We start from the raw sequence: 12327 nt of genomic DNA, 5'->3' as shown, positions 1-12327 counted from the left end.
CCGACTCAGGCCGCCAGAAGGACCAGTGGCCCGATGGTCACCAGCATTCCGACGCCGAGAGCCAACAATGTGGTCGGCAGATCTCGTTTCCGCAGGACGTGGGCGAAGGTGACGATCGCGAAGATCACCACGACGGCCAGGATCAGCGCCAGGTAGATGTAGCGCTTCCACAGTTCGGTGAAGCCCCAGAACAGACCGGCACCGGCAGCCAGACCGATCACCACCTCGGCGATCAGACTCAGCCAGCCCATCAGTGCGGAGGGACTGTGCGACTTCCTGCGCTTCTCCGACTCCTCTTCGGCGAGGTGTTCGGCACGCTGCTGGGCTTCCATCTCGGCCTGGGCCTCTTCGGCCTCCGCGGCCTCCAGATCGGCGGCCGACGCGACACGGCGATGATCGTCGGCGACGTCGTCGCCTGCCACCGGCTCGGCCGCCGAGTCGGTGATCGGGCTCAACTGCGCGGTACCGACCAGATCGGGGTCCGGCTCCGGGCCCGGATCGGTGACGGCCGACCGGTACTCCAGCGGCGGCAGGTCGACGCCGACCAGATCGTCGCCGGGCACCGGCGCCAGCGGCGACTCGTCATCGTCGTCGACGATGGGGATGATTCCGGTCACCACATTCGGATCGGCGTCGTCTACGGGGTCGGGGAGCTTCGGTGCGGCGGGAACGTGCGACGGCATTCCGGATGCCCCGATGACCGGTCGCGTCGGGCGGTCGTCCTCATCGGACTTGGGAAACGCGGAACCGCTCGACTCGGATCGAGCGATCAGTTCCGAGACCGTGATCGGCTTCGCGCGTGGTTCGGAATCCTTCGCCATACCTGGGGTACCCCCGTAAAAAGTCGATCGACTAGCCGGTGCTCACCATCGCCCCGGCCGGCTCCGCATCCAGACGACGGAGAATGACGCCCTCCCGCAGAGCCCACGGACAGATCTCAAGTGTATCCACACCGGTGGCCCTCATCGCCGCCTCCGCCACCAGTGCGCCGCCCACGATCTGCGCCGCGCGATCGGCGCTGACCCCCTCCAGATCGGCGCGATCGGCGGCCGTCATGCGCGAGATGAACGCGATCAGTTGACGCAGGCCGCTCACGGTGAGCGTCCGTCGCACCCGCGGCCCGGCACCGGAGGGCGCGGCACCGGTCAGACGCGCCAGCGACCGGAAGGTCTTCGACGAACCCACCGACAGATCCGGCTTCCCCGCGGCACGGAGTTCCTTGGCGGGCTGCTTCAGCTCGGCGTCGAGCCAGTCCCGCAGCACCGAGACGTGACGTTTGCTCGGCGGGTCGCCGGGCAGCCATTCGCGCGTCAGCCGCCCGGCGCCGAGCGGCAGCGACAGCGCGACATCCGGCTCCTCGTCGACCCCGTTGGTCATCTCCAGGCTGCCGCCGCCGATGTCGAAGGTGAGGATCCGGCCCGCGCTCCAGCCGTACCAGCGGCGTACCGCGAGGGAGGTCAGCCGCGCCTCGTCGACGCCTTCCAGTACGTCGACGGTGAGCCCGGAGGCCTTCTTGACCTGGTCGAGGACCTCTCCGGTGTTGGTGGCGTCGCGTACCGCGGAGGTCGCGAAGGCCATCACCTGCTCGCAGCCCGAGGCCTTGGCGATCCGGGTGAAGTCCTTGACTGTCGCGGTCAGCGAATCCGCACCGGCCTTGGTCATCTTTCCGGTGCCGTCGATCTCCTCCGCCAGCCGCAGCACCGCCTTCGTCGAACTCATCGGCGTCGGATGACCGCCCCGATGCGCGTCGACCACCAGCAGATGAACGGTGTTGCTGCCCACGTCGAGCACTCCTAATCGCACCTGACCAAAATTACTGCGCGGCGGACGGCGATGCGAGCCGAAGGTCTACCGTGGAGCGTTGTACCGATGGAGGAACCCCGTGTCTGGCTCTAGTAAGAAGCCCGGGAAGAAGCGGCGGAATGACCGCGTCCCCGAAGTGCCCCTCGACTTCCCGCGCGAGTGGTACGAGTTCGTCGACCCCGACGACGACGAGCACCTGATCAGCGCCGACCTGACGTGGCTGCTGTCGCGGTGGAACTGCGTCTTCGGCACCCCGGCGTGTCACGGAATCGTCGCCGGCCGGCAGTCGGACGGCTGCTGCACACACGGCGCCTACCTGACCGACGACGACGATCGCGAGAAGCTCGCCGCAGGAGTGGCGCTCCTGACGCGCGACGACTGGGAGCTCTTCGACCGCGGTTCTGGGCCCGACCCGCTCGGCGACGACGGCTACCTCGAGGAGGCCGAGGATCTGGAGGGCGAACCGTCGCTCAAGACCCGTCTGCACGACGGAGCGTGCATCTTCCTCAACCGCCCGGGATTCCCCGCCGGTCAGGGCTGTGCGCTGCATTCGATGGCGCTGCGCCGCGGCATCGAGCCGCTGACGGTGAAACCCGAGGTCTGCTGGCAGTTGCCGATGCGCCGCGAGCAGGACTGGGTGACCAGGCCGGACGGCAGTGAGATCCTCAAGACCACGCTCACGGAGTTCGACCGCCGGGGCTGGGGCGAGGGCGGCCACGACCTCGACTGGTACTGCTCCGGCTCACCCGAGGCGCACACGGGCGCCAAGCAGGTCTTCGAGTCGTACCGGCCCGAATTGATCGAGCTCATCGGCGAGGCGGCCTACGAGGTTCTCGCGGCGGCCTGCCGCCGGCGCAACGACCTCGGACTCGTCGCGGTGCATCCGGCGACCGCCGCGGCCACCTCCCGCCGAAGCACCGACATCAAGTACGAACAGCTGTGACCGCACCGGCCCGCTGCGCTGTCAGGGCTCGCTGCTCTGTCAGGGCCCGCTGCTCTGTCAGGGCTCGAACTTGTATCCGAGGCCGCGGACGGTGATGAGATGGCGCGGCTGCGACGGATCGGGCTCGACCTTCGAACGCAGACGCTTCACGTGCACGTCGAGCGTCTTGGTGTCGCCGACGTAATCGGCGCCCCACACCCGGTCGATCAGCTGGCTGCGGGTGAGCACCCGGCCGGAGTTCCGGAGCAGATACTCCAGGAGGTCGAACTCCTTGAGCGGCAGCGTGACCTCCTCGCCCGAGACCGTCACGGTGTGCCGCTGGACGTCCATCCGCACCGGTCCCACCTCGACGACGCCGATGGCGGCGTCCTCGTCGTCGGCCACCACTCCCCCGCGCCGCAGGACCGCGCGGATGCGGGCGATGAGCTCGCGTGCCGAGTACGGCTTGGTGACGTAGTCGTCGGCCCCCAGCTCCAGTCCGACGACCTTGTCGATCTCACTGTCACGCGCGGTCACCATGATGACCGGCACCGCCGACTTGGCCCGGATCGACTTGCAGATCTCGGTGCCGGAGACACCCGGCAGCATCAGGTCGAGCAGGACGATGTCGGGATTGACTCGCTCGAAGGTCGAGACCGCCTCCGAACCGTCGTTGACGATGCTGGCCTCGAACCCCTCTTTACGGAGCAGGAAGGCCAGCGGATCGGCCAGCGATTCCTCGTCTTCGACAATCAGTACGTGCGTCAACTCGTGAGTTCCTCTGCGTTCGTCGACCCGTCGTCGCTCGGTGAAGCCGGGTCGATGGGGATGTACAGGCTGAAGGTCGATCCGGTTCCGGGCCGACTCCACAGTCCGATGTGACCGCCATGACTGGCCGCCACGTGCTTGACGATCGCCAGCCCGAGCCCGGTGCCGCCGGTCGCGCGCGACCGCGCCTTGTCGACGCGGAAGAACCTCTCGAAGACCCGCTGCTGGTCGGCGGGTGCGATCCCGATACCGCGGTCGGTGACCGCGATCACGACCATCTCCTCGTCGTCGAGGTTCACCACCTTGCGGCTCACCGAGACCACCTCGCCCGCGGGCGAGTGATTGATGGCGTTCACCAGGAGATTCGACAGTGCGGTCAGCAGCAGGGTGCGGTCGCCCTGGATCTGCAGTCCGCTGGCCGCATCAGCGACGAGTTCGATCTCGGCGACCTCCGCGGAGACGCCGGCGGCGGCCACCGCATCCTCCACCAGCGAGTCGACGTCGACCGCCTGGAACTCGGGAATCCGGCCCTCCTGCAGGCGCGACAGCCCGATCAGCTCGTTGACCAGCGTGCCCATCCGGGTCGCTTCCTTCAGCACCCGACGGCCGAAGTGCTCCACCGCCTGGGGGTCGTCGCGCGACTCGAGCATCGCCTCGGCCATCAGGCTGATGGCGCCGAGCGGCGTCTTCAACTCGTGTGAGACGTTGGCGGCGAAGTCGCGTCGCGTGGCCTCCACCCGTTGATTGGTGGAGTCGTCGTCGCCGAACACCAGGGCGTACCGCTCGCCGTCTCGGGACGCGAGCCGTGCGATGCAGCGGACGTTCTCCACCTGCCGCGGCATGGTGCGGCCCGTCGACAGGAAGCCCAGCGACGAATGCGGCGGAACGAAATCGAAATGCCGATCGATGCCGGTGACGAAGACCTCGGTGACGGCCTCGGCCACTCCGTCGGCGATCGTGTCGCGAACCATGCCGAGTTCGACGGCGCGCTTGTTGTAGAGGACCACGTTGTGGAACTCGTCGACGGCGACCATCCCGGTGGTGGTGTGCGCGACGATCAGTCCGAGGAGGTCGGGCCTTGACCGGCCGTCGTCGACGATCACCAGATCTTCCAGTGGTGTGTCCTCCGAACCGGATTCGTCAGATCGGGTACTCACCGTGATCGCGTCTTCCGCCGCACGACTCCCTGCTTCGCCTCAACGACATTCGAACAGAATGTGTCCGATCGCCGGACACATCCCGAAGCTTACGTCGGATCGACGGGTGTTCGCAGCCTGGGCGAACAGTTTTCGGCGCTCGTTCACGCCGGGTTCTCCTGGGTTGCGGGGAGATTAACGATCAGGAGACGACGATGTCCGAGTACTCGGGGTGCTTCTCGACGTACTTCTGAACATACGAACAGACGGGCACGACCCGCTGCCCGTTGGCGCGAACGTCCTCGAGAACGTGTTTGACCAACTGGGCCGCGAAGCCGCGCCCGCCGAAGCGCTCGTAGACGACGGTGTGGGTCAGCGCGAGCCGATCACCGTCCTGCGTGTAGTCGATGTACCCGACCTCGACCGGTTCACCGTCTCCGTCGGTCAGATGGGCGCGGTAGCGCTCCTGCACCGAGAGATGGGTGACCTCTAGAGTACCGTCAGTCATACGTACCAATGTAGCGCAGGCCACACCGGCGGCGCCATGCGGATTCGGGCTACTTATTGCCCTGCGCCGCAACGGCTGCCGCACCCGCGGCCGCGGCCTCGGGATCCAGGTACACCCCGCCCGCGGTGGTCGGGCGGAGGTCGTCGCCGAGGTCGTAGCGCAGCGGGTTGCCGGTCGGGATGTTCAGCCCGGCGATGTCGGCGTCCGAGATGCCGTCCAGGTGCTTCACCAGAGCCCGCAGAGAGTTGCCGTGGGCGGCGACCAGAACGTTCTTACCGGCGCGCAGGTCCGCCTCGATGGCCTCGGTGTAGTACGGGATCAGCCGCTCGACCACGTCCTGAAGGCACTCGGTGAGGGGCACCTCGATGCCGGCGTAGCGCGGATCGCCGACCTGGCTGTACTCGCTGTCGGGCGCGATCGCGGGCGGCGGGGTGTCGTAGCTGCGGCGCCACAGCATGAACTGCTCGTCGCCGTACTTCGCCTTCGTCTCCGCTTTGTTGAGCCCCTGCAGCGCGCCGTAGTGACGCTCGTTGAGCCGCCAGTCGCGGACCACCGGGATCCAGTGACGGTCGGCGGTGTCGAGCGCGATCTGCGCGGTGGTGATGGCACGGCGCAGCAGCGACGTGTACAGGACGTCGGGCAGCAGATCGTGTTCCACCAGCAGTTCTCCCGCACGGACGGCTTCCGCCCGTCCCTTGTCGGTCAGGGCGACGTCGACCCAGCCGGTGAACTGGTTGGACGCGTTCCATTCGCTCTCGCCGTGTCGCATCAGGATCAGGGTGCCGTTGCTCATGCCGCATAGTTTCCCATACGGCCGCGGCGGTCGAGCGACCGAGTGACGCGCCCCGACCGCCTACTTCCGCAGATCCTTGCGGAGGATCTTGCCGGAGGCCGACTTGGGGACGGCCGAGATGAACTCGACGGCCCGGACCTTCTTGTACGGCGCGACGCGTTCGGCGGTGAACGCCATGACCTCGTCCGCGGTCAGCTCCGCGCCCTCGGCGACCACGACGAAGGCCTTCGGGATCTCCTCGCCGTCGGCGTCGAGCGCGCCGACCACCGCGACGTCGGCGATCTTCGGATGCGTCAGCAGCAGCGCCTCCAGCTCGGCCGGCGGAACCTGATAACCCTTGTACTTGATGAGCTCCTTGAGCCGGTCGACGATCGTGACGCAGCCGGTCGAGTCGACCGTCGCCATGTCGCCGGTGCGCAGCCAGCCGCCCTCGACGATGGTCTCGGCGGTCGCCGCCTCGTTGTTGAGGTAGCCGACCATCACGTTGGGTCCGCGGACCCACAGCTCACCGGGCTCGGACACGCCGTCGGCGGGGATGTCGATGTCCTCCCCGGTGGCCGGATCGACGATCCGGTTCTCCGAGTTCGGTACGGCCCAGCCGACCGACGACAGCGGTGCCTCGACACCGCGCGTGCCCGTACCGCCGTCGAACGGGATCAGGTGGCTCACCGGCGAGAGCTCGCTCATGCCGAAGCCCTGCAGCATGTGCAGGCCGAGACGCTTGGCCACAGCTCGACCCAGTTCCTCGTCCAGCGGCGCCGCGCCGGAGAGCATGGTGTGCAGCGACGACAGATCGTACTGATCGACGATCGGATGCTTGGCGAGCGCGACGGCCACGGGCGGCGCGATGAAGGCATAGGTGACCTTGTGCTTCTGGATGCCCTCGAGGAACTCGACGAGGTCGAAGCGCGGCATCACGAACAGGCTCGCCCGGGCCTTGAGTGCGGCGTTCAGGAGCACCGTCATGCCGTAGATGTGGAAGAACGGGAGGACGGCGAGGATCACGTCGTCGGACTTCATCCCCTGCAGCGGCTCGATCTGCGCGACGTTGGCGACCAGGTTGCGGTGACTGAGCATCACGCCCTTGGGGTTGCCGGTGGTGCCCGAGCTGTACGGCAGCACCGCGATGTGGGTGGCCGGGTCGAAGCTCACCTCCGGTGCGCGATGCCCTCCCCCCAGGAGTTCGGCGGCGTTCGGATGCCCGGTGGCCGCCTGGCCCTCGCCGTCGAGCACGATCACGGCGTCGTCCGCCAGTCCCACCTCGCGGGCCGCCTCGATCGCGGGCGGTGCGAGCAGCGAGATGGTGATGAGCAGTTTCGCCTCGGAGTCGAGGAGCTGCTTCTTGATCTCGGGTGCGGTGAACAGTGCGTTGAGCGTGGTGGCGGTCGCGCCGGAGCGGAGCACGCCGTGGAACACCGTGGCGAACGCCGGGATGTTGGGCGACAGGATCGCGACCACGTCGCCGACGCCGAGCCCGCGCGCCGCGATCGCACCCGCCGCGGCGTCGATCTGTCCGACCAACTGCCGGTACGTGGTCTGCGCACCCGACTTCGAGTCGATGAGCGCGACCCGGTCGAGGTCGTTCTCCTCGAGTCCACCGAACAGGTAGTCGTAGACGCTGACGTTCGGGATCTCGACGTCGGGATACGGCGATGCGAAGCTCATGGTGACCCTTCTGGAGATGACGGGATATTCGACAATGGGCATTGTCGTGTTGGTCAGGTCCCCACGCTACCCGACATTCGAGACACTACGACGGGGCTGTTCCGGCGTCGCCGACCGACCACACCGGTTCCGCGTCGGGATCGTCGAGGGGCGCGATCTGCGGCAGATCGTCCTCGTCGATCAGATGCTCGAAGGCCGCGAGGTTCCGCATCGACTCGCCCCGGGCCTTGCGCCAGGCCCATTCGCGACGGATCGAGGTGAGGAAACCGATCTCGAGGATCTGATTGAAGTCGCCGTCGGCGGCCTCGAGGACCTGGCCGAGCACCCGGTCCACCTCGGTGCGCGAGAGCGCCTCCGCGGAGATCCGCCCCACCAGGTAGATGTCGCCGACGTTGTCGAGGGTGTACGCCACCCCGTAGAGCCGGCGATTGCGTTTGAGGAGATACCGGTAGACGGCCTCGAGGTTCTCGTCCGCGCGGCGGCAGACGAAGGCCTCCACTCGGACCCCGTGCGCGCCGGCGGTGAGCAGCACCGTGGTCTTGAGCTTCCGTTCTCCGGGAAGCTCGAGAACGAAGTGCTCGGACTTCGCACCGCCCGACGACTTCCGGACGTACTCGATGCCGGTCTCGTCCAGAGCTGCGCTCAGGGCCGCGGCCGTCTCGTCTGCGTTCACACCATCACCCTCGATCGGTTCCTCCAGCGTCGCAAGCCGAATCGCCCGGCATCGCGTCGAACGTCGCCGCCGAACGCCGCGATCGCTCGGTCGTAACTCTCCAGCAGCGCGTCGGTGGTGTGCTCCCACGAGAACTGCCGCGCATGCAGAGCTGCCGCCCGCCCCATTCCCGCGCGGCGATCCGGGTCGGCGACGAGTTCGGCGAGGCGGTCGGTCCAGACGCCGATGTCGTGACCGTCCACCAGCACACCGGTGCGGCCGTCGTCCACCGCCACGCCGAGTCCGCCCACGCGCGCGGCGATCACCGGCACTCCGCACGCCTGCGCCTCGATCGCGACCAGCCCGAAGCTCTCCGAGTAGCTCGGCACCGCCACCAGATCGGACGCCCGGTAGACGTGCACAAGCCGCTCCGGCGGCTGCGGCGGCAGGAAGTCGACGCGGTCGGCGATTCCCAGTTGCCGAGTGAGGTCCATGAGTGCCGACGGCTGGGCCAGTCCGCTGCCCGACGGTCCGCCCACCACCAGCACGCGCAGACGCCCGGAGGAGTCGCCCGCGATCAGCGGCGCCATCGCCGAGACCAGGACGTCCGGCGCCTTCAAGGGCTGGATCCGGCCGACGAAGGTGACGAGCACATCGTTCTGATCCAGCCCGAGCGCGGCGCGGGAGGCCGCTCGGTCGCCCGGGGAGTAGCGGTCCAGATCGGCGCCGGGCACCACCACGTCGATGCGGGAGGGATCGGCGCCGTACATCTGGACCAGTTCGCCGACCTCGGTGGCGGTGTTCGCGACGAGACGGTCCGCTTCGTCGACCACCTGCTGCTCACCGACCACACGCAGCATCGGCTCGGCGGCGTCCCCCACCGCCAGCGAGGCGTTCTTGACCGCGGCGAGCGTGTGCGCGGTGTGCACGAGCGGCACTCCCCAGCGGTCGCGCGCGAGCCAGCCGACCTGGCCCGAGAGCCAGTAGTGGGAGTGGATCAGGTCGTAGTAGCCGGGCTCCTGGGCGGCCTCCGCCCGCAGTACGTTCGCCGAGAACGCGCACAACTGGCTCGGCAGGTCACGCTTGTCGAGGCCGTCGAAGGGACCCGCGACCACATTGCGCACGGTGACCCCGGGGGCGGCCGCGACCACCGGCGCGTCCGCCGACGACGTGGCACGCGTGAAGATCTCGACCTCCACACCGCGGCGCGCCAGCCTGGTGGCCGTCTGCCAGACGTAGACGTTCATTCCTCCGGCGTCACCGGTGCCCGGCTGCGCCAACGGGGAGGTGTGCACCGAGATCAGAGCGATACGTCTCGGGGCGGAGCCAGCGGTCATGACCCCAGCCTAATGCGGCCGGCCGCGCTCGACACATGCGCAGGCGGCGACTCATGCGCACTTGAGCATCGCTTCGACATCAACGGCACCCCGGTAATACACTTTCCCGGTAACGATTTTCATTATCTTCCAAAGGAACCTCCCGATGACGAAGACCGGGTCCGCGCGCCGCGCCCTCCTGGCGCCCCTCGCCCTCCTCATCGCCGTCGCCACCGCCGCGTGCGGCGGCAACGACGGTCCCGCGCCCACCGACAAACCCGTCGTCGTCGCGTCCACCGACGTGTGGGCCTCCGTCGCGAGCGCGGTGGGCGGCGAACACGCCGACGTCAGCGCCCTGTACACCTCGCCCGACGGCGATCCCCACGAGTTCGAGCCGTCGAGTGCGGATACCGCTCGCGTCCAGGACGCCAACCTCATCGTCATGAACGGCGACCACTACGACCACTTCATGGAGGAGGCGGCCGCCGACGCGAAGGGTGCCGAGGTGGTGGCCGCGGACGTGCGGTCGGACAAGACCCGCGGCAACGAGCACGTCTTCTACGACCTCGCCGCCGTCGCCGACACCGCGAACGCGATCGCGAACGAGCTCGCCGAGATCGCCCCGGCCAACGCCGCCTACTACCGCGACCGCGCCGGCGTCTTCAACAGCCAGATCAATGGACTGCGGGCCGCTCTGGCCGACATCAAGGCGCACCACGACGGCACCGAGGTGGCGTCCACCGAACCGCTCGCCGCGGCCGTCCTCACCGACGCCGGACTGGTCGACATCGCTCCCCCGGGCTTCGTCGACGCCGTCGAGCAGGGACAGTCGCCGTCGGCCGCCGACCGCGCGAAGTTCGACGACCTGCTGACCCAGCACCGCGCCAAGGTCCTGATCTACAACCGCCAGGCCGTCGACCCGAGCACTCAGGCCGTGCTCGACACCGCCCGCAAGGCGGGAATCCCAGTGGTCGAGTTCACCGAGAGCCTGCCCGAGGGCGTGACCGACTACATCGCGTGGCAGCGCGGTCAGATCGATGCGCTGGCGAAGGCGTTGAACGGATGACCGACGCGGTACTCAGCTTTCGCGACGTCGGACTGCAGTTCGGCGACCGCGTCCTCTGGCGCGGCCTCGACCTCGACATCGCGCCCGGCGAGTTCATCGCCGTCCTCGGCCCCAACGGTTCGGGCAAGACCTCACTGCTGCGCGCGATCCTCGGCCAGACCGTACCCACCACCGGGACCATCTCGGCACACGGCAGTCTCGGATACGTGCCGCAGCAGCACGCCGAGGACTCCGACACCATGATGCTGCGCGGCCGCGACCTGGTCGGTTTCGGCGTCGACGGCTCCGCTTGGGGCATCGGGCTGCGCGGTATGTCCCGCCGGCGCACCGCCGTCGACTCGGCGCTCCGACAGGTCGGCGCCACCGGCTTCGCGAACCGGCCGCTGGGGCTGCTGTCGGGCGGCGAGCAGCAACGGCTCCGGATAGCGCAGGCGCTCACCCGCGACCCGGCCATCCTCCTGTGCGACGAGCCGCTCGCCAGTCTCGATCTCGCGAGCCAGCGGGTGGTGGTCGATCTGCTCGACGCCCGGAGGCGGCGTGATGACACCGCGGTCCTGTTCGTCACTCACGAACTCAATCCGGTGCTGCCGTTCGTCGACCGCGTGCTCTACCTGGCCGGCGGATCGTTCCGCATCGGCGCCGTCGAAGAGGTGATGAACACGCGCACCCTGACCGAGCTGTACGGCAGCCCGGTGGAGGTGCTCCGGATCGGCGGGCGGCTCGTGGTGATCGGAGGCGAGGACGATCACCACTGCGTCGCTCATCAGTATCCGGGCGACGTACTCGGGACCGACGCCGGATTCGCGGTCGCCGGGGAGGATCTGTGATCGCGCCGACGACGACCGTGCTCGCCGCCGACATCGGCAACTTCTGGAACTTCTCGCAGACGGCAGACCTGCTCTCCCGCGGCTTCGTTCAGCAGTCGGTGCTCGCCATCGCGTTGCTCGCGCTGCTCGGTGGCCTGCTGGGTCCGATGATCGTCGCACGGCAGATGAGTTTCGCCGTCCACGGTGCCGCAGAGCTCTCGTTCACCGGTGCGGCCGCCGCGCTGCTCGCCGGTGTGGGGGTGAACATCGGCGGCGTGATCGGCGCGGTGTTCGCGGCCGCGGTGTTCGGGCTCCTGGGTCGTCGCGCGAGGGAACGGGACTCGGTGATCGGTGCCGTCATGGCCTTCGGCCTCGGTCTCGGCGTGCTGTTCCTGAGCCTCTACGGCCGGGTCGGCACCGGCTTCGCACTGCTGGCCGGGCAGGTGGCGAGTGTCGGACGCACCGGACTGATCGCCGTCGCGGTGACCGCGGCGGTCGTGGTGGTGGTGTACGCGATCATCTACCGTCCGCTGATGTTCGCCAGCCTGGATCCGCGGGTCGCCGCGGCGTCCGGCGTCCCGGTGCGGCTGCTGTCGGTGGTGTTCGCGATCCTGGTCGGTCTCGCGGCCGCGCAGGGCGTGCAGATCATCGGCGCCCTGCTAGTGATGAGCCTGCTGATCACTCCGGCCGCAGCGGCGGTCCGGCTGTCGGCCAATCCGACGGTCGTGGTGGTGCTGTCGGTCGTCTTCGCCGGAGTCTCCGCCATCGGCGGGCTCATCCTGTCGCTCGCGCCCGAACTCCCGGTGTCGGTGATGGTCACCACCATCTCGTTCGCCATCTACCTCGTCTGCCGCGTGGTGGGGATGCGGTCGCGCGACTGAGGCGGCGGCCG

13 protein-coding genes are annotated in these 12327 nt (G+C 68.5%); 4 read left to right on the top strand and 9 right to left on the bottom strand.

The features are described from left to right. Positions 1 to 5: 5 nt before the first annotated feature. Positions 6 to 821, bottom strand: a complete 816-nt coding sequence (locus tag ACK8HH_RS02755; protein WP_006894293.1) for a hypothetical protein — start codon at positions 819 to 821, stop codon at positions 6 to 8. A gap of 31 nt (positions 822 to 852) precedes the next feature. Next, positions 853 to 1803 (bottom strand): Ppx/GppA phosphatase family protein, encoded by a 951-nt coding sequence (locus tag ACK8HH_RS02750; RefSeq protein WP_006894292.1) that lies wholly within the window; start codon positions 1801 to 1803, stop codon positions 853 to 855. A gap of 79 nt (positions 1804 to 1882) precedes the next feature. On the opposite strand from ACK8HH_RS02750, the gene ACK8HH_RS02745 reads away from it, so the two are divergent. Further along, positions 1883 to 2746, top strand: a complete 864-nt coding sequence (locus ACK8HH_RS02745) for a hypothetical protein (RefSeq protein WP_006894291.1) — start codon at positions 1883 to 1885, stop codon at positions 2744 to 2746. A 57-nt stretch (positions 2747 to 2803) separates the two neighbouring features. Here the strand turns inward: ACK8HH_RS02745 and ACK8HH_RS02740 are convergent, their stop codons facing one another. From ACK8HH_RS02740 to mshA, 7 genes are all read right to left on the bottom strand, one after another. Then, entirely contained in the window at positions 2804 to 3493 is a 690-nt protein-coding gene (locus tag ACK8HH_RS02740) for a response regulator transcription factor (RefSeq protein ID WP_006894290.1), read from the bottom strand. Next, positions 3490 to 4650, bottom strand: coding sequence for a sensor histidine kinase (locus tag ACK8HH_RS02735; RefSeq protein WP_006894289.1), 1161 nt, complete (start codon positions 4648 to 4650; stop codon positions 3490 to 3492). The genes ACK8HH_RS02740 and ACK8HH_RS02735 overlap by 4 nt, the downstream gene beginning before the upstream one ends. Positions 4651 to 4831: 181 nt before the next feature. Beyond that, on the bottom strand, positions 4832 to 5137 hold the full coding sequence (locus tag ACK8HH_RS02730; protein WP_006894288.1) for a GNAT family N-acetyltransferase: 306 nt from the start codon (positions 5135 to 5137) through the stop codon (positions 4832 to 4834). A gap of 49 nt (positions 5138 to 5186) precedes the next feature. Next, positions 5187 to 5930: a phosphoglyceromutase gene (locus tag ACK8HH_RS02725; protein WP_006894287.1), complete on the bottom strand. Its 744-nt coding sequence runs from the start codon at positions 5928 to 5930 to the stop codon at positions 5187 to 5189. 60 nt (positions 5931 to 5990) lie between these two features. Continuing rightward, on the bottom strand, positions 5991 to 7595 hold the full coding sequence (locus ACK8HH_RS02720) for an AMP-binding protein (protein ID WP_412475524.1): 1605 nt from the start codon (positions 7593 to 7595) through the stop codon (positions 5991 to 5993). An 85-nt stretch (positions 7596 to 7680) separates the two neighbouring features. After that, entirely contained in the window at positions 7681 to 8268 is a 588-nt protein-coding gene (locus ACK8HH_RS02715; RefSeq protein WP_006894284.1) for a YbjN domain-containing protein, read from the bottom strand. After that, entirely contained in the window at positions 8265 to 9584 is a 1320-nt protein-coding gene (gene mshA, locus ACK8HH_RS02710) for a D-inositol-3-phosphate glycosyltransferase (protein WP_412475523.1), read from the bottom strand. Before mshA ends, ACK8HH_RS02715 begins: the two co-directional genes overlap by 4 nt. A gap of 145 nt (positions 9585 to 9729) precedes the next feature. Between mshA and ACK8HH_RS02705 the strand changes: the two genes are divergently transcribed. From ACK8HH_RS02705 to ACK8HH_RS02695, 3 genes are read left to right on the top strand one after another with little or no spacing between them, the layout of a single operon-like run. Then, positions 9730 to 10629, top strand: coding sequence for a metal ABC transporter solute-binding protein, Zn/Mn family (locus ACK8HH_RS02705; RefSeq protein WP_412475522.1), 900 nt, complete (start codon positions 9730 to 9732; stop codon positions 10627 to 10629). Next, the gene (locus ACK8HH_RS02700; RefSeq protein WP_006894280.1) at positions 10626 to 11456 is read left to right on the top strand and encodes a metal ABC transporter ATP-binding protein; all 831 of its coding nucleotides are present in this window, start codon (positions 10626 to 10628) and stop codon (positions 11454 to 11456) included. Before ACK8HH_RS02705 ends, ACK8HH_RS02700 begins: the two co-directional genes overlap by 4 nt. Further along, on the top strand, positions 11453 to 12316 hold the full coding sequence (locus ACK8HH_RS02695; protein WP_278126064.1) for a metal ABC transporter permease: 864 nt from the start codon (positions 11453 to 11455) through the stop codon (positions 12314 to 12316). The genes ACK8HH_RS02700 and ACK8HH_RS02695 overlap by 4 nt, the downstream gene beginning before the upstream one ends. Positions 12317 to 12327: the final 11 nt, after the last annotated feature.

The organism is Gordonia sp. LUNF6 (assembly GCF_047041125.1).
Taxonomy (GTDB): domain Bacteria; phylum Actinomycetota; class Actinomycetes; order Mycobacteriales; family Mycobacteriaceae; genus Gordonia; species Gordonia sihwensis.
Note: the sequence above shows the minus strand (reverse complement) of the source record. Positions and strands in the feature narration are given on the sequence as shown.

What these genes read in the sequence shown, in the direction of transcription:
- ACK8HH_RS02755 (WP_006894293.1), bottom strand. Translation starts at nt 821, where the DNA reads ATGGCGAAGGATTCCGAACCACGCGCGAAGCCGATCACGGTCTCGGAA.
- ACK8HH_RS02730 (WP_006894288.1), bottom strand. Translation starts at nt 5,137, where the DNA reads ATGACTGACGGTACTCTAGAGGTCACCCATCTCTCGGTGCAGGAGCGC.
- ACK8HH_RS02725 (WP_006894287.1), bottom strand. Translation starts at nt 5,930, where the DNA reads ATGAGCAACGGCACCCTGATCCTGATGCGACACGGCGAGAGCGAATGG.
- ACK8HH_RS02720 (WP_412475524.1), bottom strand. Translation starts at nt 7,595, where the DNA reads ATGAGCTTCGCATCGCCGTATCCCGACGTCGAGATCCCGAACGTCAGC.
- mshA (WP_412475523.1), bottom strand. Translation starts at nt 9,584, where the DNA reads ATGACCGCTGGCTCCGCCCCGAGACGTATCGCTCTGATCTCGGTGCAC.
- ACK8HH_RS02705 (WP_412475522.1), top strand. Translation starts at nt 9,730, where the DNA reads ATGACGAAGACCGGGTCCGCGCGCCGCGCCCTCCTGGCGCCCCTCGCC.
- ACK8HH_RS02700 (WP_006894280.1), top strand. Translation starts at nt 10,626, where the DNA reads ATGACCGACGCGGTACTCAGCTTTCGCGACGTCGGACTGCAGTTCGGC.